This window comes from Dermabacter jinjuensis, assembly GCF_902381725.1.
Taxonomy (GTDB): Bacteria; Actinomycetota; Actinomycetes; order Actinomycetales; family Dermabacteraceae; genus Dermabacter; species Dermabacter hominis.
Genome location: NZ_LR698963.1, coordinates 2,250,930 through 2,275,083, shown reverse-complemented (window position 1 = coordinate 2,275,083; position 24,154 = coordinate 2,250,930). Strand labels below are relative to the sequence as shown.

General features: G+C 62.1%; 24 protein-coding genes and 1 other RNA gene. 20 read left to right on the top strand and 5 right to left on the bottom strand.

The window, feature by feature from the left end:
- The first annotated feature begins 2 nt into the window (after positions 1-2).
- The 13 genes from FXY94_RS10245 to FXY94_RS10185 all read left to right on the top strand — a co-directional run bounded on the left by FXY94_RS10245 (position 3) and on the right by FXY94_RS10185 (position 9,786).
- The gene (locus tag FXY94_RS10245; protein WP_369707160.1) at positions 3-251 is read left to right on the top strand and encodes a hypothetical protein; all 249 of its coding nucleotides are present in this window, start codon (positions 3-5) and stop codon (positions 249-251) included.
- A 7-nt stretch (positions 252-258) separates the two neighbouring features.
- Complete coding sequence (locus FXY94_RS10240; protein WP_051120722.1) at positions 259-651, top strand: hypothetical protein; 393 nt, start codon at positions 259-261, stop codon at positions 649-651.
- A complete protein-coding gene (locus tag FXY94_RS10235) occupies positions 641-1,102 on the top strand; it encodes a hypothetical protein (RefSeq protein WP_016664977.1) in 462 nt (153 codons plus the stop codon). The genes FXY94_RS10240 and FXY94_RS10235 overlap by 11 nt, the downstream gene beginning before the upstream one ends.
- Positions 1,099-1,557 carry a pilus assembly protein TadG-related protein gene (locus FXY94_RS10230; protein ID WP_016664976.1) on the top strand — a complete coding sequence of 153 codons (459 nt, stop codon included), beginning with the start codon at positions 1,099-1,101 and terminating at the stop codon, positions 1,555-1,557. Before FXY94_RS10235 ends, FXY94_RS10230 begins: the two co-directional genes overlap by 4 nt.
- Before the next feature lie 93 nt (positions 1,558-1,650).
- Complete coding sequence (prfB, locus tag FXY94_RS10225; protein WP_040386594.1) at positions 1,651-2,769, top strand: peptide chain release factor 2; 1,119 nt, start codon at positions 1,651-1,653, stop codon at positions 2,767-2,769.
- Positions 2,770-3,015: 246 nt separating this feature from the next.
- Entirely contained in the window at positions 3,016-3,909 is an 894-nt protein-coding gene (ftsE, locus tag FXY94_RS10220; RefSeq protein WP_016664974.1) for a cell division ATP-binding protein FtsE, read from the top strand.
- Positions 3,906-4,823, top strand: a complete 918-nt coding sequence (gene ftsX / locus FXY94_RS10215; RefSeq protein WP_016664973.1) for a permease-like cell division protein FtsX — start codon at positions 3,906-3,908, stop codon at positions 4,821-4,823. Before ftsE ends, ftsX begins: the two co-directional genes overlap by 4 nt.
- Positions 4,824-4,857: 34 nt before the next feature.
- Positions 4,858-6,252, top strand: coding sequence for a M23 family metallopeptidase (locus tag FXY94_RS10210; protein WP_016664972.1), 1,395 nt, complete (start codon positions 4,858-4,860; stop codon positions 6,250-6,252).
- A gap of 35 nt (positions 6,253-6,287) precedes the next feature.
- Positions 6,288-6,794, top strand: a complete 507-nt coding sequence (smpB, locus tag FXY94_RS10205; protein WP_016664971.1) for an SsrA-binding protein SmpB — start codon at positions 6,288-6,290, stop codon at positions 6,792-6,794.
- A gap of 233 nt (positions 6,795-7,027) precedes the next feature.
- Positions 7,028-7,398: a transfer-messenger RNA gene (gene ssrA / locus FXY94_RS10200) on the top strand.
- 148 nt (positions 7,399-7,546) lie between these two features.
- Positions 7,547-7,786, top strand: coding sequence for a sulfurtransferase TusA family protein (locus FXY94_RS10195; protein WP_016664970.1), 240 nt, complete (start codon positions 7,547-7,549; stop codon positions 7,784-7,786).
- A gap of 1 nt (position 7,787) precedes the next feature.
- The gene (locus FXY94_RS10190; protein WP_016664969.1) at positions 7,788-8,147 is read left to right on the top strand and encodes a DsrE family protein; all 360 of its coding nucleotides are present in this window, start codon (positions 7,788-7,790) and stop codon (positions 8,145-8,147) included.
- 22 nt (positions 8,148-8,169) lie between these two features.
- Positions 8,170-9,786: a hypothetical protein gene (locus tag FXY94_RS10185; protein WP_016664968.1), complete on the top strand. Its 1,617-nt coding sequence runs from the start codon at positions 8,170-8,172 to the stop codon at positions 9,784-9,786.
- A 30-nt stretch (positions 9,787-9,816) separates the two neighbouring features.
- Here FXY94_RS10185 and FXY94_RS10180 read toward each other — a convergent pair whose 3' ends face one another.
- Complete coding sequence (locus FXY94_RS10180) at positions 9,817-10,536, bottom strand: SatD family protein (protein WP_016664967.1); 720 nt, start codon at positions 10,534-10,536, stop codon at positions 9,817-9,819.
- A 108-nt stretch (positions 10,537-10,644) separates the two neighbouring features.
- Between FXY94_RS10180 and FXY94_RS10175 the strand changes: the two genes are divergently transcribed.
- The 3 genes from FXY94_RS10175 to FXY94_RS11055 all read left to right on the top strand — a co-directional run bounded on the left by FXY94_RS10175 (position 10,645) and on the right by FXY94_RS11055 (position 11,665).
- Positions 10,645-11,010 carry a hypothetical protein gene (locus tag FXY94_RS10175; protein ID WP_232049707.1) on the top strand — a complete coding sequence of 122 codons (366 nt, stop codon included), beginning with the start codon at positions 10,645-10,647 and terminating at the stop codon, positions 11,008-11,010.
- Between the two features lie 84 nt (positions 11,011-11,094).
- Positions 11,095-11,382, top strand: a complete 288-nt coding sequence (locus tag FXY94_RS10170; protein ID WP_016664965.1) for an ArsR/SmtB family transcription factor — start codon at positions 11,095-11,097, stop codon at positions 11,380-11,382.
- Positions 11,375-11,665 carry a hypothetical protein gene (locus tag FXY94_RS11055; protein WP_016664964.1) on the top strand — a complete coding sequence of 97 codons (291 nt, stop codon included), beginning with the start codon at positions 11,375-11,377 and terminating at the stop codon, positions 11,663-11,665. Before FXY94_RS10170 ends, FXY94_RS11055 begins: the two co-directional genes overlap by 8 nt.
- Positions 11,666-11,920: 255 nt before the next feature.
- Here the strand turns inward: FXY94_RS11055 and FXY94_RS10160 are convergent, their stop codons facing one another.
- From FXY94_RS10160 to tdh, 3 genes are all read right to left on the bottom strand, one after another.
- Positions 11,921-12,301: a hypothetical protein gene (locus tag FXY94_RS10160; protein ID WP_016664963.1), complete on the bottom strand. Its 381-nt coding sequence runs from the start codon at positions 12,299-12,301 to the stop codon at positions 11,921-11,923.
- Positions 12,302-12,849: 548 nt separating this feature from the next.
- Positions 12,850-14,046 carry a glycine C-acetyltransferase gene (locus FXY94_RS10155; RefSeq protein ID WP_016664962.1) on the bottom strand — a complete coding sequence of 399 codons (1,197 nt, stop codon included), beginning with the start codon at positions 14,044-14,046 and terminating at the stop codon, positions 12,850-12,852.
- Between the two features lie 9 nt (positions 14,047-14,055).
- Complete coding sequence (tdh, locus tag FXY94_RS10150) at positions 14,056-15,117, bottom strand: L-threonine 3-dehydrogenase (protein WP_016664961.1); 1,062 nt, start codon at positions 15,115-15,117, stop codon at positions 14,056-14,058.
- Positions 15,118-15,269: 152 nt separating this feature from the next.
- Between tdh and hrpA the strand changes: the two genes are divergently transcribed.
- The 4 genes from hrpA to FXY94_RS10130 are packed head-to-tail and all read left to right on the top strand — an operon-like array spanning position 15,270 to position 22,752.
- A complete protein-coding gene (hrpA, locus tag FXY94_RS10145) occupies positions 15,270-19,190 on the top strand; it encodes an ATP-dependent RNA helicase HrpA (protein WP_016664960.1) in 3,921 nt (1,306 codons plus the stop codon).
- A 39-nt stretch (positions 19,191-19,229) separates the two neighbouring features.
- Entirely contained in the window at positions 19,230-20,429 is a 1,200-nt protein-coding gene (locus FXY94_RS10140; protein ID WP_016664959.1) for an NAD(P)-dependent malic enzyme, read from the top strand.
- Positions 20,430-20,438: 9 nt separating this feature from the next.
- Positions 20,439-20,846 (top strand): DUF3039 domain-containing protein, encoded by a 408-nt coding sequence (locus FXY94_RS10135; protein ID WP_016664958.1) that lies wholly within the window; start codon positions 20,439-20,441, stop codon positions 20,844-20,846.
- A 40-nt stretch (positions 20,847-20,886) separates the two neighbouring features.
- Complete coding sequence (locus FXY94_RS10130) at positions 20,887-22,752, top strand: DEAD/DEAH box helicase (protein WP_016664957.1); 1,866 nt, start codon at positions 20,887-20,889, stop codon at positions 22,750-22,752.
- Positions 22,753-22,770: 18 nt separating this feature from the next.
- Here FXY94_RS10130 and FXY94_RS10125 read toward each other — a convergent pair whose 3' ends face one another.
- Positions 22,771-24,126, bottom strand: coding sequence for a nicotinate phosphoribosyltransferase (locus tag FXY94_RS10125; protein ID WP_016664956.1), 1,356 nt, complete (start codon positions 24,124-24,126; stop codon positions 22,771-22,773).
- Between the last annotated feature and the right edge of the window lie 28 nt (positions 24,127-24,154).

Below are 24,154 nucleotides of genomic sequence, written 5' to 3'. Positions count from 1 at the left end.
CCGTGTCCATTAACCGCTCAACCTTGATTGACAATGCCACCGCCCGGACCCCGCTGCGTGAGCGCATCTCCCGTGCGGGCGTTCGAGCTTTCTTCGCGGCGCGCGAGCGCCTGGCCAGTGAACGCGGAGACGTTCCCGGGTGGGTCCTCATCACCCTCATGACGGCCGGCATCGTCGTAGCTCTATGGGCCGTGGCCTCCGATGCCCTCGTGGGCTTGTTCAACCAGGCCATGAGCCAATTCACCGAGTAGCGTGCGCATGCGTATACGCCGATTGCATCGGCGCCTGCGCGAAGAACGAGGCAACGCGGTCGTGGAGTTCCCCCTCATCGCGGCACTCGTGGTAGCGCTTGGCCTGAGCCTCCTCCAGCTTGCCCTCTTCCTTCACGTGCGCAATGGACTCACGGACATCGCCGTACAGTCGGCGTACCACGGGGCGTTGCTCGGCAACGATCCGAGCGACGGCCTCGCACGGGCCTCAGAACTAGCCTCTGCTCGGTTTCAACAACTCGGTGACGTGGACGTCGAAGCGCGCGAGCATGCGGGTGTGATTGAGATAGAAATCCACGCGGCCCTGCCGCTCATCGGATTTTTCGGACCGAGCAACGCATTGCACGTCGTGGGACATGCGGTGGATGAGGATGCTCTCTAGGCTGGGCGCCGTCGCGAAGGGAACGTCGCGTCGGTTGAGGGATGCATCGGGGAACGCGGTCGTCGAGTTCACTGGACTATCCGTCATCCTCCTCATTCCACTCGTATATCTCCTGCTCACGTGTGCCTCCGTGCAGTCCGCCTCATTCGCCGCCGACACCCTCGCGCGGCAGATCGCACGGGTGTATTCGGTCCATGATCTTGCCGAGGGGCGCGAGGAACGCATCGCGGGCATCGTGGCCGAGGTAGAGCGCGACTACGGTGTCGAGGTAGAGGCCCGGGACATCGAAGTGTCGTGCGAGTCGGCGTCATGTCCGGTTGCCGGAGAGGTCGTTTCGGTGGAGGTGAGCCTCGCGGCGCCTATTCCCGGGCTCGGAGTGATCGGTCTGGACTCCTCAATCGTCGACGTGAAAGGCCGACACGCGTTGATTGCTGAAGGAGGCACGTCATGATCCGAAAGCGTCGCCTGGCGCGATGCAGAGGGGAGCGCGGCAACGCCAGCGTCTTGACGATAGGCGTCAGCGTCGTGGTTTTGATGGTGATTGCGTTCGGCATTGCCGTGACCGGTGTCGAGATCGACCGCAATCGCGTTCAGTTCGTGGCGGATGGCGCGGCCCTTTACGCAGCGGGGGGAGCGAGCGAAAACAGGCTCTACGATGACGCGGGTGACCCACGTATTCCCACCGAGGCCGAAGCGCGCGAGCGTGCCTCTGCCTATCTCGCGCAGTACCCGCACCAGTTTTCTCGCGTGAGCGATATGGACATTACAGCGCTTGCCCTCTCGCCGAATGGTGAGGTGAGGCTGTCCCTCGAAGCGCGTGTGCACCCGCCGCTCGTGGGGTGGATTTCTCGTGCGCTCGACTCTCCCATCGTTGTGCGCGTGGACTCATCGGCGCATGCGCACTAGTGCGGACCGCCGATGCTGGTGTGTAGCGGACCGCATTGTCCCGGGCGCGAGCGTCGCGTCCCTGTCGTGCGGTGAGTGCGTAGCGTAGAGTGGATGTTTGTGAGTTCTGATTTTTCTGCCGAGATTCCCCACCTGCGTTCCACCCTCGAATCGATCGAGAAGGTCACCGATCTTGATGCGCTGACCGCCAGGATCGCCGACCTCGAGAAGCAGGCGGCCGCCCCCGATCTGTGGGATGACCCGGAGGCGGCTCAGAAAGTCACGTCCGATCTCTCGCATGCGCAGGCGGAGAAGCGCCGCGTCAGCGAACTGTCGAGTCGCATCGACGACCTCGAGGTTATGGTCGAGCTTGGCGAGGAAGAAGGCGATGCCCAGTTTGCCGAGGACGCTGAAAAGGAACTTTCCGCGATTCGTAAAGCGCTTGACGAGCTCGAGGTTCGCACGATGCTGAGCGGTGAATACGATCAGCGCAACGCGGTCGTGACGATTCGCGCGGGCGCCGGTGGTGTCGATGCCGCGGACTTCGCCGAGATGCTGCTGCGCATGTACTTGCGGTGGGCTGAACACAAGGGGTACCCCACCAAAGTCATGGACACCTCGTATGCGGAGGAGGCCGGTCTCAAGTCCGTCACCTTTGAAGTGAGTGCGCCATACGCGTATGGAACGCTCAGCGTCGAGGGCGGGACGCACCGCCTCGTCCGTATTTCCCCGTTCGACAACCAAGGGCGCCGTCAAACCTCGTTCGCCGCAGTCGAGGTGATCCCGCTCATCGAAACGACCGACAGCATCGAGATCCCCGAGAATGAACTCAAGATCGACGTGTTCCGTTCGTCGGGTCCGGGTGGCCAGAGCGTGAACACGACCGATTCGGCCGTGCGCATGACTCACATCCCCACGGGCATTGTCGTTTCGATGCAGGACGAGAAGTCGCAGATCCAGAACCGTGCCGCGGCTCTGCGCGTGCTTCAGTCGCGACTCCTGCTCCTGAAGAAGCAAGAGGAAGACGCCAAGCGTAAGGAGCTCGCCGGCGATATCAAGGCGAGCTGGGGCGACCAGATGCGCTCCTATGTCCTGAACCCGTACCAGATGGTGAAGGATTTGCGCACGGAGTACTCGGAAGGCAATCCCACCTCGGTGTTTGATGGCAATATCGATGGCTTTATCGAGGCCGGTATCCGCTGGCGCGTCGAACAGGCACGCACGGAGGACTAACTCGCCGGGGTAGAGCTCAGCCCGTACCCGCACGGGGCCGACGCTTGCTGAGCTCACATGGGTGCGAGGCTCAGTGCGCAGTCTCTAGCACCTCTTGACGAATTCTTGAGGAAAACGTGACCCGTGTGACCGGCTTGAATCCAAAGATTTTAGGTGGGGCGTGGTTAGGGTTGACGGGTACTGACCCTCGTAGTGCCCGCGGACATCTCGAGGGGAGCTGTCGACCCGCCCAGATGGGATGAGCCTGTGATTCGTTTCGAACACGTGACGAAAACATATCAGCGTAAGAGCGCGCCCGCCCTCACTGATCTGTCGATCGAGTTTGAGCGTGGCGAATTCGCTTTTCTCGTTGGGGCTTCAGGCTCGGGAAAATCGACAATGCTCAGGCTCATTTTGAAGGAAACTAATCCGACCTCTGGTTCCATTTTTGTGGCGGGCAAGGACCTTTCGCGTCTGTCGAGCTGGAAAGTTCCCCGGCTCCGCCGTGAAATCGGGATGGTGTTCCAGGACTTCCGTTTGCTGCCCTCGAAGACGGCGTTCCAGAATGTGGAGTTTGCGCTCCAGGTCATTGGGACTCCGGGCAGAGTGGTGAAAAAGCTCGTGCCCGAGGTTCTCGACATGGTGGGCTTGGCAGACAAAGGAAAACGGCTTCCGCATGAGCTGTCTGGTGGCGAGCAGCAGCGTGTTGCCATTGCGCGTGCGTACGTGAATCGGCCCACGATCCTTCTTGCCGATGAGCCAACGGGCAACCTCGATCCGGAAACGGCCAAGGGGATTATGGATCTTCTCGCAGACATCAACGATCGCGGAACGACCGTTCTCATGGCTACTCACGACGAGAAAGCAGTGAATCGCTTGAACAAGCGCGTCGTCGAGCTCGTCGATGGACACGTTGTGCGCGATGAGACGCGCGGCCACTATCGAGGATCCTCAGATGAGAGCGTGATCTCGGGTGCGGTACCCGATGGTGAGGTAGTGGGTCAGTGGCAGCCGTCGGACTCTGCGACCGGAGGAAGTGTGCGCGCGTCCGACGTAGCTTTCGAGCAGTTTGACGAAACCGCGAGCGGTGACGAGCGCGTGGGAGACTTCGATCGTGCCTTCGAGGATTCGGATTCGGGCGAGGAGGATGAACTCGCATGAGGCTTCGCTACATCCTTAAAGAAAGCTTCGGAGGGCTTCGTCGCAACATGGCGATGGTGATTTCCGTCGTGATTGTGACCGCGGTTTCGCTCACGTTCGTGGGGGCGGGGCTTCTCATGCAGAAGCAGATTGTCGCGCTTCAAGACATCCTCGTGAAGAACTCGCAAATTAGCGTCTATATGTGTTCTCCGCATTCGACGGCGACATCATGTGCCGGCGGCGCTGCGACGGACGCACAGATTGCCGAGGTCCGTGAGGCGCTCAAGGGCGATATTTTGGGCCCGTATATCGCGTCCGTGGATGAGCGCTCCCAAGAGGAAGCTCTCGAGGTATACCGCGACCAGTTTGGCGGTGAGAGCTTTGCGCAGGATTTCACTGCCGAAGATATGCCGGTGAGTTTCCACATCACGCTTGTGGAGGCGGAGCGCTCAAGCGCTGTCGTGGATTTCTTCCAGGGGAGGGAGGGCGTCGATGAGGTGTCCGATCTTCTCGCGGTATATGCACCGTTTATTTCGATCTTGAATCAATCAACTGTCTTTGCGATCTCTCTCGCTGTCGTCATGCTGGTAGCGGCGGTGCTCCTCGTTGCGACGACGATCCGTATGTCGGTGGCGAATAGAAGGCGTGAGATTGCGATTATGCGCCTTGTAGGCGCGAGCAATATCTTTATTCGCTTGCCATTCCTTCTGGAGGGCGCTGTTGCCGCACTGATCGGCGGAGCGCTGGCTACCGGTGTACTTTCGCTCGCTATTAAATATCTTGTGGAGGGCTGGCTCGCTCCGACTCTCGGTGCTGATCTCATCCACATGACGATGTCGGACCTTTTGTGGGTAGGGCCTATTTTGCTCGCGCTCGGTGCTATTCTCGCGATAGGCTCGTCCGTCGTTTCGCTCAACCGCTATTTGAAGGTGTAGGCAGGTTCTGGATATGTCGAATGGTGAGGGGAAAATGAATTTTCTTTCTCGACGCGCACTCGTGAAAGGTGCGTCGTTCGCTGCCGTTCTCGGCCTAGCCTCGTCGGGCATTTTTTCGCACGACTATGTGCTCGCTGACGATATCGACGACAAGAAGAAACAAAAGAAGAGCGTCGACGAAAAGCTTGCAGCGTTGCGCGAGGATCTCAACGAGGTTGACACGGAGCTTGCCGACGCGTACCTCGCCCTTGCCGAAACTGAGGCGAGGATTCCCGATGCGCAGGCACGCCTCGACTCCGCGCGCTCCGCGCTCGAGGCGGCGAAAGCTGAGGACGCCCGACAGGCGAAGCGGCTCGAGGCCGCGCAAGCCGAGGAGAGTGAAATCCGGCAGGCCGTCGAAAGTGGCCAGCAAAAGATTTCGCAGTCGAACGAGGACGTCTCACGGGCCTCTATCGAGGCGTATAAAGGCACGGGTGCTCCCAATCCCGCGTCGATTTTCTTGAATTCGGAGGATCCGCAGGACGCGGTCGATCGAACGATGAACTACCGCCTCACGCTTCAAGCGCAAGGCGCGAAGCTCACGGATCTTCGCGGTCAGCAAGCCACGAATGTGAACTCCGCGGACCGGCTTGAGGCGATCCGTGCCGAGATCGAGGACCTCAAGAAGAAGTCAGCGGCTGCGGTCGCCGAGCGCCGCCAGGCTGAGAGCGAAGCGGCGCAGGCAAAGAAAGACCTCGATGGTCTTTACGCTTCGCAGAAATCTCAGGCGGCGAACCTCGAAACGCTCAAGGACAAGTATCGAGCGTCGGAATCGGCGCTCGAATCTGAGTCGAGCACTCTCGAAACAGACATTCAGCAGCTCATCGAAAAAGAGCGTCAGGAAGCGCTTGCGCGCCAACGCGAGCAGGAGCGGAAGGCTCGGGAGGCGCGCGAGGCTCGCGAGGCGGAAAAGCGCCGGGCAAAGCGCGAGCGGCGAAAGCCCCGCAGAATCCCCGAGCCGAAGCCTGAGAGCGGCGGTGGCGCATCGTCGGGTGGCTTCCGCGATCCCGTTTCGGCGCGCCGCAGCTCAATGTTTGGCTATAGGTTCCACCCCGTGTACCACACGCGCAAGCTCCACAAGGGTATGGATTATGCGGCGGCATGCGGGACTCCCGTGGGGGCGATGGCTGCGGGCAAGGTTCTTGCGACGACTCACAACAGCGGCGCCGGGAACAAAGTCATCGTGAGCCATGGCCTGTATAACGGTCAGATCCTCACGACCTCGTATCACCACCTTCAGGGGTTCGCGGTCTCTGCCGGCCAGCGGATCGAGGCCGGGCAGACCGTGGGCTACGTTGGTTCCACGGGAGCCTCGACTGGCTGTCACCTACATTTCGAGACGCACCTTGACGGCACGGCGCTCGACCCCCGCAAATTTGTGGGATACTAGGCGGTCAATGTGTCAGCAGCTGTGGAGGGATGAACGTGGCCACGAAGGCTGGAAAGAAGCAGGCGCCCGTAGCGCCGGAGCGAAAAAAGCAGCTTATCGCCTCGAATAAAAAGGCGCGCCACGACTACCACATCGATGCGACGTGGGAGGCCGGCGTGGTCCTCCAGGGCACCGAGGTGAAGTCGCTGCGCGAGCGCGGTGCGTCTCTCGTTGATGGCTACTGCTATATCGACAACGGCGAAGTGTGGATGGATGCCGTGCACATCGCTCCGTATGTACGGGGTACGTGGACGAATCACGCGGCGCGCCGCAAACGTAAGCTCCTGTTGCACAAACGCGAGATCCTGAAACTCATGAATAAGACTCGCGAAAAGGGGTACACGATCATCCCCCTATCGATCTACTTTCTCGGCTCGCACGCCAAGGTCGAGATCGCGCTTGCTCGCGGCAAGAAAGAGTGGGATAAGCGCCAAACCCTGCGCGAAAAGCAGGATGCTCGCGAGGCTCAACGCGCGATGAGGCGGCGGGAGATGCTCAGCTAGCGTCGGAACCGCCCGCACGCCAGGTTCCGCGGTGGCGAAGGGGCCGACGCTTGCCCTCGGGAATAGAGCCCTTGGCGGTAGGCGTTGAAAGCTGTATACTGAACTGCTGTGCCGGAAGGTGCAACAGATTTTTGATAATCGAATAGGGTGTGCGAATCAGGCACGCATCCCACCCGCAGTTGCGGGTGCAGATTATCTGGCACGTTCCGTTTACGGGCGTTGCCACCCGATACGGGGTCGATCGGTTTCGACGGTAGTTGTCCAGCCAGGGGAAGCGGGCCGAGGATCCAGGGTTATCTCGCTAACGCTCCCTGGAAAACAATAAGTGCCGAACCTAAGCGCACTGACTTCGCTCTCGCTGCCTGATCAGCGACAGCAGTCTGGACCGTCAGGGATTGCCTTCGATCTGACCTGTCCATCATCTAGAGGGCCACTGCTACCAACCCTGGTCACCGGGGTTGGGTGAACACCTTAGAGTGACTGAGCCCGTCAGCGACGTGTCCGTGTGAGCGCTGGGGCTGAGAAAACGATTTCGCGGACTGCGCCCGGAGAAGCCCTGGCTTCGCACTATCGGACGCGGGTTCGATTCCCGCCGGCTCCACGATGAGGGCGCCCACTATGCAAAGTGGGCGCCCTTTTTGTTGCTTTGTGGATTGGGCAAGCCGGTTCTGGCCTGCGTTGATATGGTGGAGCCAGTGGTGTGTATGACTACAACACCTTTAGATTTGTCCATTGGGTGAAAAGGCATGCATATGAGCAACTCCGCGGATCTCGCTATTGCAGATAGATGGGACGCCGAGGACTTGGGCTGCGGCGAGCTTGTCATGAAGCTTCGCTCGCGAATGCTCGCCCTGAATCCGGGAGAAATCTTCGAGCTGATCGCCACCGACGAAGGCGCGATCATCGACATCCCCGCCTGGTGCAGTCTCACCGGGCACACTCTTGCCGTGGCACAGCCGCCGCGGTTTTTGATCCGACGAAAGGATTCCTGACATGTCCAAGATCTGTGTGAGCATCACCCACGCCAAAGACGATGTTGACAAGGCGACCGTGGGTTTCGTTATCGCCAATGCCTCGATCGCCTCCGATCAGGAAACCGTCGTGTTCCTCTCCTCCGAGGGGGCGCGGCTCGCTGAAGAAGGCTACGCCGATGACCTTCACGAGGAGGGCTTCGCGCCGCTCAAGGAACTGATCACCAACTACGCCGAAGCTGGCGGCACGATCTGGGTGTGCTCGCCGTGCTACAAGAAGCGTGGACTGGACGAAGGCAAGCTCATCAACGGCGCGACGATCGTCGGCGGCGCGAAGCTCGTCGAGTACATGTCTCAGGGCGCTAGCTGCGTGAGCTACTGACGGCTGCTACTCGAATACCGCCATGACGAACGCTCAAGAGTTCACCCCGGCCACCTTCAAAGACGGCTTGAAAGGCCACACCAGTTTTGACGGTGGAGATCTGGATTGTGGCAACGGACTGCTGTTGCTGATCCGCAAACATCTGGATCCCCTGGATCCGGGAAAGTTCCTGGAGATCGCCTCCGTGGATTCCACGGTAGAGGTCGACTTGCCTAGCTGGTGCAGTATGACCGGGAATGACCTGGTCGATACGACGACCACGACCGTGCAGTTTCAGGGGCGCGAACTCACCCAGTGGCGGTTCTTGGTGTGCAAGGGTGCCTACGACGGCGCAGCGAGCATGCCTCAGCAGGAGAACACCCCCGAGGCACTCGTGCCCGCGGCAGGCAAAGGAAAGAAACCCCGTAAGCGCCCGCAAATGGCGATTACGCAGGAAGTGGTCACGCCACATATTCCTGCCGAGCTTCCCGAGCCTGCTGCGGCGCCCGCGCTCGAGCCCCTGGCCGTGCACACTATGGGCAGCTGGCCGCGGCCGTCGTGGCTGATTCGCGCATTGCATGAGCATCTGGAAGGCCGGCTCTCCCAGGAGGAGTTTGACGCTACCGCTGATGACGCCGTGCAGCTTGTCGTGGCAGCGCAAGAACGCGCCGACGTCGACGTCGTCACCGACGGTGAAATGCGCCGCGATAACTATTCCAGCTTCGTTGGGGGTCTGCTGCAGAACTGTCAGCTCATCCCCATCACGGATCTGTTGCCGTACGTTGATGATCCGGTGCAGTTTGAACGTGAGCTGCGCGCCCTCGATGTGCCGGCAGGGGAGGTTCGCCACCCGGCGGTATTCGGGCCGCTCGGCCGTGACAGATCCCTTGCTGTGCATGAAGCCCAATACCTGAAGACCATCACCGATCGCGCGGTGAAGGTGGATCTTCCCGGCCCTTACCTCCTCACTCGCACCATGTGGATGGAGTGCGTTTCCGATCGCGCCTACCCCGATCGGGAAACCCTCGCCACCGACGTGGTCCGGATTCTGCGGGAGGAAATCGCCGAGCTTCTCGCCGCAGGCGTTGCGTTGGTGGAAATTGACGAGCCCGTGCTTAGCGAAGTGGTCTACGGCAACGAAGGTGGCGGCGGTCGTACATTCATGTGCGGGGCGCTCGGTGAGCGTAAAGCAGTGCAGCCGGAGCTGGAATTTGCGCGGGATCTGATTGCGCAGGTAGCGGAGGGCTTTCCTGCCGATCGCCTGGGTATTCACGTGTGCCGTGGCAACTGGACCCCCGATGAGTCCAAGGCACTTTCCGGAGACTACGCGCCTTTGCTCCCGCTCCTGTCATCCGTGCCGATCGGCAACGTCATTGTGGAAACATGCACGCCGCGCGCCGGGGACTGGGAGCATCTGACGGGCCTGCGCGAAGACCAGCGCATCGGTATCGGCATCTTCAACCAGAAGGCACCGCAGGATGAAACCTTCGAAGCTGTGCTCGAGCGCGGGCGTACCGCAGTGAAGATGTTCGGCAAGAATCGAGTGCTCCTGAATACCGACTGCGGCTTCGCGACGTTTGCCGATAATCCAATCGTGGCGGGGAAGCAGGCTGAAGCGGCAATGGCGATGCTCGTCAAGGTGCGCGACGCCCTGCGGTAGAGCGTTCCGGCGCCTTCGTGTCTTCCCTCGTTAGCGCTCGGGCCGTGTAGCGGGGGCGTTTGATAGCCACGTCGCGCGCATTGCCTCGGCGAGCGGACGCAGGTCGTTGCGCATGATGCGCTGCGTGTTGGCGCTCGGAGAGATGCCGAGGCGCGCCGCGGTATCGCCGTTTGATTCGCCCTCGAGGATTCCGCGTAAGCTTCCGCAGGCGCCCCCCTTGAGCGCGCTCACGTGTGCGTCGATCAAGTGGCATAGCGCTTCGGGCGGGGGCGTGTCGTGGCCTTGCGGGGCTTGTGTTCCGACGGTTGCCCGGCGACCGTCGGACTTTGTATTTTCCGAGGTTGCTGCACTGAGCCCGGTGCGTATACCTGAGAACCCGGAGGTTTGGGCGAGTTCTTCTGTGCGCTCAAGGGCCTCGCGCGCGGCCCACCAGGCGGAGCCGTCCTGGATGCCGGCGCCTTCGTCGATGATGCGGATCTCGCCGGCTCCGATTCCGAATCGAATGTCGATGTCATGCTCGCGAAGGTGGAGCCTGAGGATGTGGGTGGCGCGAAGGGCGTCGCCGTGGGTGGCGAACACGCCTTGGATTTCGTCGCCGACGGTAGGGTGGAGGCGTTCGTGTGATGGTGTCTGAATCGCGTTGAGCGCACTGGTGAGGTGTTCGTGGAGCGCGGTGCGGTTGTGATCGCGAGAGTTGACGATGTCGCCGATGACAGCGACGGCGTAAGCCTGATCCTTCACTGGTGCCATATGCAGAGAATAGCTTAATTCGTCCCAAATGTAGGAAATGCCTAAACGGGTGGTGTTGTGACGGTTGTGTGGAGCGCGCTTGCGCTAACTGTGTGTGGCTGTGGAGCCGTGGCGGGCAATGAGGTTATTCGCGCGCTTTTGCGGCGCATTGATGAAGGCGGGGCTCGTGCCGCCGCCGTGCAGGGCACCCTCATGGGGGCGCAAAAGGAATTGCCGGGAGGGCGATGGATCGGCATTCTCGAGCGAATCGCTGTCTACGTCTCGATCGTTGCGGGTTTCCCGACGGGTATCGCTGTCGCGCTTGCCGTGAAGGGGCTCGGTCGGTATCCGGAGCTGCGTGCGGAGAAGGAAGGGTGCGAGGCGGCTCGCGTGGGGGAGTTGTTCATTATTGGGACCTTTGCCTCGGTGCTGTGGGCGGCCGCGTGGGCGGGAATTGCCGTGGGGGTGTGTACGCTCCTCGCGGGTGTTGCGTGATTGCGAGAGTGGGAACGGTTCGCAATAAATAGTCATATTGCAATATGCTCATGGATGTGGTGTGATTGTCGTATGGAAGACAGCATGCAGATTGAGCACGCCGCACGAGTATTCAAGGCGCTTGGCAACACCTCGCGTCTCGAGATCGTGCTGCACCTCGCTGAACGCGGGTGCACAGTCAAGGAGCTCGTAGATCTCACGGGTCTCTCGCAACCGCTCGTCTCCCAGCACCTCGGGAAACTCCGCGAGGTGCACGTGGTGAAGGGGGAGCGTGAGGGAAGAGCGACGAGGTATTCGATCGCCGATGCCCATGTCACCCACGTCATCCACGACGCACTGGCGCACGCACAAGAAGGAGAACGCCATGACTGACCACAAAGCCGAACACACCCCCACGGAGCACGCGCACGGCGAAGGCTGCGGCCACGAAGCAGTCCAGCACGGTGATCACGTGGACTACAAGCACGACGGCCACCTGCATGCAGAGCACGGCGACCACTACGACGAGCACCAGTCGCAGGCTGAGCACACCGTCGCCGATCACCAGCACGGCGAGGATTGCGGACACGAGGCTGTCGAGCACGACGACCACGTTGACTACATCCACGACGGCCACCGCCACGCGGAGCACGGCGACCACTACGACGAACACTGAGCAAACGTCGGGACAGTACGGTCGGGGGCCTAGGCCTCAACCGGTGTTCTGATACGAGAAAGGCCCGGCACGGATTGAACTGCTCCCCATTAGTTGGACTGAGAAATCAGTTACTGACTAGTGGGGAGTAGTTTTCGTTGAGAGCACGGAGTTCGCTGAGTGAGCATCAGCGCGAGCAGTTGGTTGGACTGTTTGAGCAAGGCATGGGCTATAGAGCCGCTGCCATTGCTCTTGGTCAGACGCGCGTGGAGGTTGCTACCTCGATTTGCGGGTGGCGTACCAGGCGCCGATGATCACCAGGACCTGCGCTGGGATGCGGAGTGCGACGACGGAGGTCGGGATGCCGAGCTTCTCCGTCACTTCGGGGTTGCGGAGCTGATCGATCGCAGCGGGAAGAGTTCCGGCGAGCATGATGGTCGCGGCCCAACGAGCGATGGGATTGAGGGGCGGGATGAGGAAGCTCGCCCCGATCCCTGTGAGGGCGACGGTCGCGGCGCCCTGCACCCGGTCGCCATGTTCAGCGATCTGTTCCGGGACGAGGGCGGTGAAGAATTCGCGGTGAGTGGCTTGGATGATGCCGGCTCCGATGAACAGGGTCCCGAGGCCGGTGCGTAGAACGGTCTGCTTCTTCGACATGGTGTTCTCCTAGTTGTGCTGGTGGGCCTGGCCCCTGGAAAGTAGACACGTCGGGGGCTAACTATGCTGCTTGGGTCAGTGTAGCTGAATTAAGCGCTTCGAAATCAACGGGGGCTAGGAAGTCAACGGGGGCTAGAAGGTTGCACCAGGAGTGCCGCCTGCGCGTGTTGTAGCGCATGCACCACCGGAAGATTTCCTGGGAGCGAACCAACCCCCGGATAGCACATGAGGATGCCGTTCTGATGGATTGGACCAGAATCGGGCGTGTATAAGGTGCGAAACCTTATACACGCCCGATTTATACCGTTTGATCAGTAAGAACCCCGAAAATCAGACACACATTTTGCTACTTACCCCCCCCCTTGAAGCCCTAACCGCCTAGAGTTAAACCAGTCCAACTTTCGGGGGCCAGTTCAGATGCCGGGCCTTTCGCTATTGGGAGTGGTCGGAGGTCAAACCCCCGTGGCCCCCGTGCAATTCAGGGCAATGGGGGAGAGAGCTTGGGTCAAACCCCCACAACCCCTATGCAATTCAGGGCGATGGGAAACTCAGTTTTCGGCGTCGCGAGCCGCGACAAATGCCTGGACGGCGCGATCGATATCCTCGCTCGTGTGGGCCGCCGAGAGCTGTACGCGGATACGTGCCTTCTCCTTCGGCACGACCGGGTAGCTGAACGCCGTGACATACACGCCGTGCTCGAGCATGCGGTCCGCGATGCGGCCCGCGAGGGCGGCGTCGCCGAACATCACGGGGACGATGGCGTGTTCGCCCTCGAGCAGCTCAAACCCGGCTTCGGTCATAGCGCTGCGGAAATGCTCCGCATTCTCGAACAGCTTCGTGCGAAGCTCACCCGAATTCTTCACGAGGTCGAGAGCGGTAATGGTCGCTTCGACGATCGCCGGCGCGAGTGAGTTCGAGAAGAGGTAGGGGCGGGCGCGCTGACGCAGAACATCGATGATCTCCTGATGCGCCGACACGTACCCACCGCTTGCGCCGCCGAGGGCCTTACCGAACGTGCCCGTGTAGATATCGACGCGATCCGAAACTCCGAAGTGCTCGGGGGTGCCCGCCCCCGTCTCGCCCATGAAGCCCACGGCGTGCGAGTCGTCCACGAGCACGAGCGCGCCGAACTCATCGGCGAGGTCGCAGATCTTGTCGAGCGGAGCGAGGTAGCCGTCCATGGAGAAGACGCCGTCGGTCACGATGACGGTGCGGCGGGCGCCCTTCGCGGCCTCGAGCTGGGTGCGAAGATCGTCCATGTCGGCGTTCTTGTAGCGGTACCGCGCGGCCTTCGACAGGCGGATGCCATCGATGAGGCTCGCGTGGTTGAGCTCATCGGAAATGATGGCGTCTTCTTTCGTAAAGAGTGACTCGAAAACGCCACCGTTCGCATCGAAGCACGAGGAAAACAGGATCGTGTCATCGGTTCCGAGGAACTCGCTCAGCTTCTGTTCGAGGACCAGGTGGCGATCCTGGGTGCCGCAGATGAAGCGCACGCTCGCCATGCCGAATCCGCGCTCGTCCAGGGCGCGCTTTGCGGCGGCGATGAGCTCGGGGTGATCGGCGAGACCGAGGTAGTTGTTCGCGCAGAAGTTCAGGACGTCGCGGCCTTCTGCATCGCGCGCGGAAGCAGCCGAGACCGCATTCGACTGCGGGGTGAGAATCGGGCGCTCATTCTTGTACGTTCCGGCCTCGCGAATGGCGTTGAGTTCCGCGGTCAGCTCGTCTTTCATGCTCGTGTACATCGATACTCCTTAAATGTTTTCCCAGTCGAGAACGATCTTGCCAGCTTCGCCTGAGCGCGCGAGCGCGTAGGCATCCGCCCACTTTTCAGCGGGCAGCACGTCGGTTACGGTCGACAGCACGCGCTCGCGAAGAATCTTCGAGGTGCGCACCATAGCGTTCATGGCGTTCCACGTTTCGAACATTTCGCGTCCGTAGATGCCCTGGAGGGTGAGCATGCGCGTCACGACGGTCGTCCAGTTGATCTCGAACTGCTTCGAGGGCAGGCCAAGCATGGAGATTTTGCCGCCGTGGTTCATATTGTCGATCATGTCTTGGAGGGCGCTTGCCTGCCCGGAGATCTCAAGGCCGACATCGAAGCCCTCGCGCATGCCGAGAGACGCCTGCGTGTCGCGAATACTCGTGTTCGAGACGTCAATCTGGGCATCCGTGCCCATGTCCTTTGCCATCGCGAGGCGGTGCTCCTTGACGTCGGTGATCGCGATGTAGCGTGCACCGGCGTGGCGAGCAACGGCGGCGCACATGAGCCCGATCGGGCCAGCGCCGGTGATGAGAACATCCTCGCCAACGAGTGGGAATTTAAGCGTCGTGTGCACGGCATTGCCGAGCGGATCGAAAATCGCGCCGAGCTCGGGCGTGATGACCTTTTCGCCACCATCGTTGTGATGAACCCACACGTTTTGCTGCGGGATGACGACGTACTCGGCAAACGCGCCATCGCGCTGCACACCGATCGAGCGCGTGCGAATGCACATGTGGCGGCGTCCCGCGCGGCAGTTGCGGCAAATGTCGCACACGACGTGGCCCTCGCCCGAGATGCGATCGCCAACGCGCACGTCCACGACGTCGTCACCGATCTCGGTGACCTCTCCGTAGAACTCGTGGCCCGGCGTGAACGGGACCGAATCGCACATGTCCTGTGCGGAAGCATCCCACTCGAGGATGTGCAGGTCGGTGCCGCAGATACCGGCGCGCATGACACGCACTTTGACATCGTTGGGGCCGACCTGCGGCTCCGGGATGTCAACGATCTCGAGTCCCTTTTGTGGGGCGGACTTGCGAAGGGCTTTCATAAGAACCTCTCTGTTCGGTAGGGATGCGCCTCAATGGTAGGGGTGTCGTGCTGAACGAGACTCGGATGCGGACGCACCTGCCGCATGTGAGGGATGCTTGTGTCCACTCCCACGGACGAATGCGGCGATCCGGCGACTACGATGGAGGCGATATGACCTCCAGCAACGAGAATACTGGCGCGCGCCCCGGTACGGCGAAGCCGCGTCTTGCGATCACTTACCCCGCTGACCTTCCCGTCTCTCAGCGGCGTGAGGAAATCCAGCGAGCGATTCGCGACAACCAAATCGTGATCGTCGCTGGCGAGACAGGCTCGGGCAAAACCACGCAGCTTCCGAAAATGCTCCTCGAACTCGGCTACGGTGGCCGCGGGCGCATGATCGGTCACACGCAGCCCCGAAGGATCGCCGCCCGAAGCGTCGCGAGTCGCATCGCGGAGGAATTGGGCGAGAGGCTTGGCGAGGGAAGCGTCGGATACCAGGTGAGGTTTACGAAAAACACCGCCACATCCACGCGTCTCAAGGTCATGACCGACGGCATCCTCCTCTCGGAGATTCACGGCGACAGGCTGCTGAAGAAATACGACGCCATCATCATCGACGAGGCTCACGAGCGCAGTCTCACGATCGACATGCTGCTCGGCTACCTCAAGCGCATCGCCCGCCGTAGGCCCGAGCTGAAAATCATCATTACCTCGGCGACAATCGATCCCGAGCGCTTCGCCGAATTCTTCGGAAAGAAGGATCGCGCGGGTGACCTGCACCCCGCCCCCATCATCGAGGTGTCGGGCCGCACCTACCCCGTTGAGGTGCGCTACCGGCCGCTCGTCCTCGAGCCCGAGATCGGTGAGGTGGACGAACTCGCAGACATCCGCAGCGAGGAGCGCGACCTCACCGAGGCGATCGTCGATGCGTGCGATGAACTGATCGCCGAGGGGCCCGGCGACATCCTTGTGTTTCTCCCGGGTGAGCGTGAGATCCGCGAGGTGGGAGAGGAGCTCCAAACGCACGTGAAGAAACGAGTGGGGGCGGCGAGTCGAATAGACGTTCTGCCTCTCTTTGGCCGCCTCTCAGAGCAGGACCAGCAGAAGATCTTCAGCCCGCCGAAAGACGGCCGCCGTCGGATCGTTCTCGCGACGAATGTCGCGGAAACCTCCCTCACCGTTCCGGGCATTAAATACGTCGTCGACTCGGGCCTCGCGCGCATTTCACGTTACTCGCAGCGCACGAAAGTGCAGCGCCTCCCGATCGAGCCGATCAGTCAGGCGAGCGCGAAGCAGCGTTCGGGGCGATCCGGGCGCACGAGCCCCGGCATAGCGATTCGCCTCTATTCCGAGCAAGATTTCGACACGCGGCCCGAGTTCACCGAACCAGAAATTCTTCGTACAGCCCTTGCGAGCGTCGTCCTGCAGATGACCGCTCTTGGGCTCGGCGACATCGAGAGCTTCGAGTTCGTCGAAGCCCCCGATAAGCGCGCGGTGCGTGATGGCGTGCGCCTCCTCGAGGAACTCGGTGCGATCCGCAGCGAGAAAAATGCCCCCGGTGGACGAGCGCTCACGGCGATCGGCGAGCAGATCTCGCGTTTTCCACTCGACCCGCGTATGGCGCGTATGCTCCTCGAAGCCGATAAGCGCGGTGCACTCCGCGAAGTCCTCGTGATCGTCGCCGCACTCTCGATTCAGGATCCGCGCGAGCGTCCCCTCGAGAAGAAAACGCAGGCGGATCAGCTGCACGCGCGTTTCACTCACGATACGAGTGACTTCCTCACCTACCTCAACCTCTGGCGGCACTTGAGCGAGCGCCGCAAGGCGCTCTCCAACTCGGCATTCAAGCGCGAAGTCAAGAGCGAGTACCTGCACTACGTGCGTATCCGTGAATGGTGGGACCTCCACGCGCAGCTCAAAGACATGTGCCGCGACGTGGGGCTGCGGCCGTCGGATAACCCGGCGAGCGACGCGACCATCCACCAAAGCCTGCTGGCCGGGCTTCTGAGCCACGTGGGGCTCTACGACGAGCGCACGCGCGACTACCAGGGCGCGCGCAATTCTCGGTTCGTGATCTGGCCCGGAAGCACGATCGCGAGAAAACGCCACGATTACGTCATGGCCGCGGAACTCGTGGAAACATCACGCCTGTTCGCCCGCACGGCCGCGAAGATCGATCCCGCGTGGATTGAGGACGTCGGCCCTCACGTCATGAAGCGCAGCTACTCCGAGCCGCATTGGAGCTCGAAGAAGGCAAGCGCGATGGCGTACGAAAAAGCGACCCTGTTTGGCGTCCCGATTTTCGCGCGCCGCCCCGTCGCCTACGGCCGCATCGATCCCGAACTTTCGCGCGAGATTTTCATTCAGCATGCCCTCATCGAGGGGCAGTGGAACACCCGCCACCACTTCTTTCGCGACAATGTGCGACTCATAGAGGAACTCGAAGAGCTTGAAAACAAGGCGCGGCGCAGGGACCTCATCGCGGGCGACGCCGCCCTGTTCGAGTTTTATGACGCGCGTATCCCCGCGAAGGTGACGAGCGGGCGGCACTTCGATGCGTGGTGGAAGAAGCAGCGTCACGAGACTCCCGAGCTCTTGCATCTCACTCGTGAAATCTTGCTCGAGGGCGACGCGGAGGACCACGCCGCAGGTTTCCCCGACACATGGGTGCAGGGGGACATCACGCTCGCGCTTCGCTATGCATTCGAGCCTTCGGCTCGAGGTGCCTGCGACGGTGACCAGCCGAAATCGACGGCCCACTTCAAGGATGGTGTCACGGCCCTCGTTCCCCTCGCCGTGCTCGGCAGACTCGAGCCGAAGGGCTTTGATTGGCTCGTGCCTGGCATGCGCGAAGAGAAAATTGCCGAGCTCATTCGGACCCTCCCGAAGCCAATTCGCCGCCACCTCATCCCCGCGCCGGACAAGGCACGCGCCGTCGCCCAGATCCTGCGCGACGACGACCCGAATACGGGCGAGCGCTTCGTCGAAGCTGTTGCCGACGAACTCGTGGCACTTCCCGGTGTCCCCGACGACCTGCCGCTCTACGGCGATGAATTTGATGCGAGCAAACTTCCCGCGCACCTTCGCATGCATTTCTCGGTGCGCGATGATCGCGGGCGCGAGATCGGCTCGGGCGATGACCTTCTCGCACTCAAGAAGGCACACCGCGCACGTGTCGAATCAAGCGCGGCCCGGCAAGCCGAGTCCTTTGGCGACCGCGATCTCGACGGATTTCCTGACTTCGAGATTCCCCGCACGAAACGCAACCGGCAAGGTGGGCTCAATGTTGTCGTGTATCCCGCGCTCAAACTCCGCGAGGATAGCGGCGGTGTGAGTGTCGACCTCACCGCGATGCCGACTGCCCTCGATCAGCGCCGCGAGCACGTCCGTGCCGTGACGCACCTCGTGACCGAAGCCCTCGGGTCGAAGTCGGCGCAGGTGCTCGGCTCGCTCCCGAATCCCACGAAGCTCGCGATTTCTCAATCCAGTTACGGGAGCGCAAAGGCGCTTTTGAGCGATGCGGCGCTCGCCGCGAGCGCCGAGTTGATTTCCCGAACGGAAAACGGTGGTCTTGTGTGGACGAAGGCTGAATTCGACGCGCTCGTCGAGGCCGTGCGTGCCGAGCACGCAGGCCTTTCACGCACGCTCGTGCTCGCCGCCGTCGACGCTCTCGCTCTTCACGCGAAGCTTCAGCGGGCTATTTCCAAAGTGTCGAGCCTCTCGGTGCTGCAGCAGCTCACCCAGATCCGCGAGCACGCCGACTCACTCACCTCCGGGAGGTTCATTTCGCGCACGCCTGCGCACATCGTTCCCGAGATTCCTCGCTACCTGAAGGCAGACATCCACAGGATCGAGAAAATGCAGGACAACCCTGCGCGCGATGCCCAACTTGCGTGGCAGATCGAGGATCTTGTCGGCATGTTCGAGAAAGCGAAATCGAAACTCTCGACCGAGGCGCTCGAAAGCGATGAGGCGCGCGAGATTCCCTGGATGCTCGAAGAGCTGCGAGTCTCGTTCTTTGCGCAGCAACTTGGAACGCGGTACACGGTTTCGGAAAAGAGAGTGCGCCGCGCGATTGCGGATCTTCGCTAAGTCCCGGCGGAAAGGTCGCGGCCGTGGAAGGATGAAATCATGGCTACGCACACACCTGACAGCACCGAACCCACGCGTCTTGAGACCGGAACCGAAGCCGTCGAACGTCGCATTTTTGAGGCCCACGAAGGCGGAAAGCTCACAGTCGAGCCCACCGCTCCGATCGACAACGCTGACGACCTCGCGATCGTCTACACGCCGGGCGTGGCCCGCGTCGTCGAGGAAATCGCGGAAAAGCCCGAGAAAGCCTGCGAGTACACGATCAAGAAGAACACCGTCGCGGTCGTGACCGACGGCTCCGCCATCCTAGGGCTCGGCGATCGAGGCCCCCTCGCCGCGCTACCCGTGATGGAAGGAAAGGCGGCGCTCTTTTCACGTTTCGCGGACGTGGATGCCTTCCCGATCTGCCTCGATGCGCACGAGGTTGAGGACATCGTCGCGCACGTCAAGGCGATCGCACCCGCTTTCGCGGGAATCAACCTCGAAGACATCTCCGCGCCGCGCTGTTTCGAGATCGAAGACCGACTGCGTGCCGAGCTCGACATTCCTGTGTTCCACGACGACCAGCACGGTACCGCCGTGTGCGTTCTTGCGGCGCTCACGAACGCGCTCACGATCGTGGAAAAGCCGATTGAAGAGGTCCGCATCGCGATGTCGGGTGCGGGCGCTGCGGGCACGGCAATCCTGCGGCTTCTCCTTGCGGCGGGCGCGCGCGATGTGATCGTCACAAACTCGAAGGGCATCGTTCGAGAGGGTCGCGAGGCCGGAGATCGTCTCGAGTGGATCGCTCGCCACACGAACCCTCGCAAAGTGGAGGGTGGGCTGCGCGAGGCCGTTGAGGGAGCCGATGTGTTTATCGGTGTGAGCGTCCCGAACATTCTCGATGAGTCGATGCTGAGGAGCATGAACGAGCGCGCGATCGTCTTCGCGCTCTCGAACCCCGTGCCCGAGGTCGACCCTGAGATCGCCTGGAAGCACGCCGCCGTCGTAGCGACGGGACGCAGTGATTTTGCGAATCAGATCAACAATGTCCTTGCGTTCCCCGGTGTGTTCCGCGGGCTTATCGACGCCCACGCGTGCGAGGTCACCGACGAGGCACTTCTCGCGGCGGCCCAGGCGATCGCCTCCGTTGTCAGCAACGACGAGCTTTCAGCGCGCCACATTGTGCCGAGCGTGTTTGACGAGCGCGTCACGCCCGCGGTTGCGCGCGCCGTGGCCCGCGCGGGGGAGCCCCGCTAGGATCGAGGCATGAGTACGACACGCATTCGCTTCACGGCCTCGATCTCGGACCCGAACTCCCCGGACCACGGTGCCCCGCAGGCACCCGCTGCCCCCGGCGCTGCGCCGAGCTCGACAGCGGTGCTCGAACGTGAGGAACAGACGGAGGACGCCGATCCAGGCGATCACGATCGCTTCGCTCACTACGTGCAGAAGGAAAAGATCGCGAAGGCCGCGCTAAACAACTCGCCGGTGATCGCGCTGTGCGGCAAAGTGTGGGTTCCTGGCCGCGACCCGAAGAAGTACCCCGTGTGCCCGCAGTGCAAAGAGATCTACGACGGCATTGGTGACGGAAGCAACTCGGGCGACGGCGAGGATAAAGGCCGAGGTAAAGGCGGCTTTGGCGGCTTTCGGGGGCTTTTCGGCTCGGGTCGCTGAGATGCTCTAGCCGCTGCCGGGTTTATCGTGGATGGCGCTTATGAATGCCCACGATTCTTCCGCTTCGCCCGACCTGTTCTCGAGCTATCTGGAGTCGACGCGCACCAGCGAGCAACACGCGCCGGCTGTGCACACCCAGTCGACCCCCCGCAAGCCCTCGTCGTTTGCGGCGCAGCAGATGCCGCCCGCATTCCCCGAGCGCGCAGCGTGGGGCACGGCGCCGAAGCTCCGTGCGTGGCAGGCCGAAGCCCTGAACCTTTACCAAGAGCGCCAGCCGCGCGACTTCATGACCGTGGCGACCCCGGGCGCCGGCAAAACAACCTTTGCTTTGCAGATCGCCGCGGGCCTGCTCAAGGAAGGGGTGGTGCGCCGCGTCACCGTGGTTGCCCCGACCGAGCACCTGAAGACCCAGTGGGCGGATTCCGCGCTACGCGTGGGCATTCAGATCGACCCGAACTTCTCTAATTCCCAGGGTCGGCACGGCGATCACTATCAAGGCGTTGCCCTCACTTACGCGCAAGTGGGGGCGAACCCGAGGTTGCACCGAGCGAGAACCGAGGCGGCTCCGACCCTCGTCATCCTTGATGAGATCCACCATGCGGGCGACGCGCTCACGTGGGGCGATGGTGTCCGCGAGGCCTTTGACCCCGCGAAACGTCGCCTCGCACTCACGGGTACCCCGTTCCGCTCGGACGATGCCCACATCCCCTTTGTGCGCTACGAACCTGACGCCGAGGGGTTCATGCGCTCAAAGGCCGACTACACGTACGGCTACCGTCAGGCTTTGCAGGACCACGTGGTGCGGCCCGTGTTGTTCATGACGTATTCGGGGCGAATGCACTGGCGGACGAAGAGCGGGGACGAGGTTTCGGCGCAGCTTGGCGGCCTCGAAACGAAAGACATCATGCAGCAGGCGTGGCGCACGGCGCTCGATCCGAAGGGCGAGTGGATCCCCACTGTTCTTGCGGCCGCCGATCAACGCCTCACCGAGGTTCGTCGCGGCGTGAGCGACGCGGGCGGTCTCGTGATTGCGACGGATCAGTCCACTGCGCGCGCGTACGCGAAAATTCTCGAGCGCATCACGGGTGAGAAACCCACTCTCGTCCTCTCGGATGACGCGACCGCGGGCCGCAAGATCGAAGAGTTCAGCACCTCGCAGGATCGCTGGATGGTCGCGGTGCGTATGGTGTCCGAGGGAGTCGACGTTCCGCGCCTTTCCGTGGGCGTGTATGCAACGTCGACTTCGACCCCGATGTTCTTTGCGCAGGCGGTGGGCCGCTTCGTGCGCTCTCGCACGCGTGGTGAAACGGCGAGCGTGTTTCTTCCCTCGGTTCCCGTTCTTCTCGGCCTCGCGAACGAGATGGAGGTCGAGCGCGACCACGTCCTCGATATGCGCGAAAAAGACCAGCTTGACCCGGAGACAGGCCTCGATGAGGAGGCGCTGCGCGAGGCCAATCGCGAGGAGAAGGCGAGTAGTGAGCTTGAGGGCAGCTACGAGGCCCTCGAATCAGATGCCCACTTTGACCGCGTCCTCTTCGACGGTGGCGAGTACGGGACCCTCGCGATGGCGGGGAGCGAGGAAGAGCAGGCGTTTTTGGGAATCCCAGGCCTGCTTGAGCCAGAGCAAGTGACGACGCTCTTGCGCGAGCGTCAAAAGAGCCAGCAACGGCGTTCGTCAGCGCGCTCGAGCGCGCCCGCGGCAGCAACGCACCGCGACGTGACGGCGCTTCGCAAGGAGCTCAGCTCGCTCGTATCGGGCTGGGCGCGCCGCACCGGAACCCCGCACGGTCAGGTGCACAACGAACTGCGCCGCCGCTCGGGTGGCCCTGCGGTTCCGCAGGCGAGCGCGGAGCAGATTCAAAAGAGGATCGACATTCTTCGCGGCTGGTTCGTGGGCAAGAAGTAGCCCGACGCTTGCCGGGAACTATCGCTTCCCGGCGTTTCGCAGGTAGGCAAGCTCCTCGAGGGAGTGGACGACCGGCAGCGCGACATCGCCGTCCTGCCCCGTGCGGATATGCGGATCGGCGAGTGCAAGTTCGTCGAGAGCACGCTCGTGCACACTGCGTGCGGCTTTGATACGCTCCCATTGGCTGCGTGAGTCGAGAACGTTGCCGCGCTCGACGAGGCGTGTGAGAAGAGGCCGGGAGCCCGGGGCTTGCGATGGCTGATCGCCCTGGTTATCGGCGAGGACGAGCTCGGCGCATGCCTCACCTTCGGCGCCGCACACACGATAGGCGCGTTTGCTTCCCCCGACGGTGGCCTTTTGCGCGGACTTCTTCGCGACGGCCTCCATCTCGCCGGATAAGTTCTCGCGTTCGACGAGTTTGAAAACGAAGCCCTGCGCGGGGTGATCGCCGCCGGTCACGAGGCGAGTGCCGATCCCGTAGCTGTCGACGGGGCTGTCGCGAAGTGCAAATACGCGGTATTCGTCGAGGTCGCTTGTCGCGGTGATTGAGGTGCGCGTCGCGCCGAGCGCATCGAGCTGGGCACGCACCTCGCGGGCCGTTTCGCCGAGGGCGCCGGAGTCGATGCGCACCGCGCCGAGGTCGGGGCCCGCGATGGCTACCGCGGACTCGATCGCCGCGGAGATATCGAATGTGTCCACGAGCAGGCTCGTGTGCGCACCTAGCGAGTTTACTTGAGCCTGGAAGGCTTCCGCTTCGGTATCGAACACGAGAGTGAAGGCATGGGCGGAGGTGCCCACGACGGGAATCCCGTAGGTTCGACCGGCCTCGAGGTTCGAGGTTGACGAAAATCCCACGATGGCCGCGGCCCGCGAGGCGGCGACGGCGGCATCCTCATGCACGCGCCGCGAACCCATCTCGATGCACGGGCGCCCCGCCGCAGCCTGGATCATGCGCGAGCCCACGGACGCAATCGCCGAGTCGTGATTGAGGATGGAGAGCACGAGAGTTTCGAGAAGCACGCACTGCTCGAAGGTGCCTTCGACGCGCACGACGGGGGAGCTCGGGAAAAAGAGCTCGCCTTCCGCATACGCATCGATGCTGCCCTCAAACCGGTAGTCCGCGAGATAGGCGAGCACGTCCTCGGTGAACTGCCCCGTCGACCGCAGAAAATCGAGATCCTCAGCCTCGAAGCGAAACGATTCGAGCGCATCGAGAATACGGCCAATCCCTGCGAACACGCCGTAGCGTCGCCCCTCGGGAAGCGAGCGGGTGAACACCTCGAACACGCATTGGCGATCCGCGACACCGGCATCACGCGCGGCTTGGATCATGGTGAGTTCGTACAAATCGGTCTTTAGTGAGGTCGTTGGCACAGAGCAAGCCTAAACGAGGAAGCCGGGT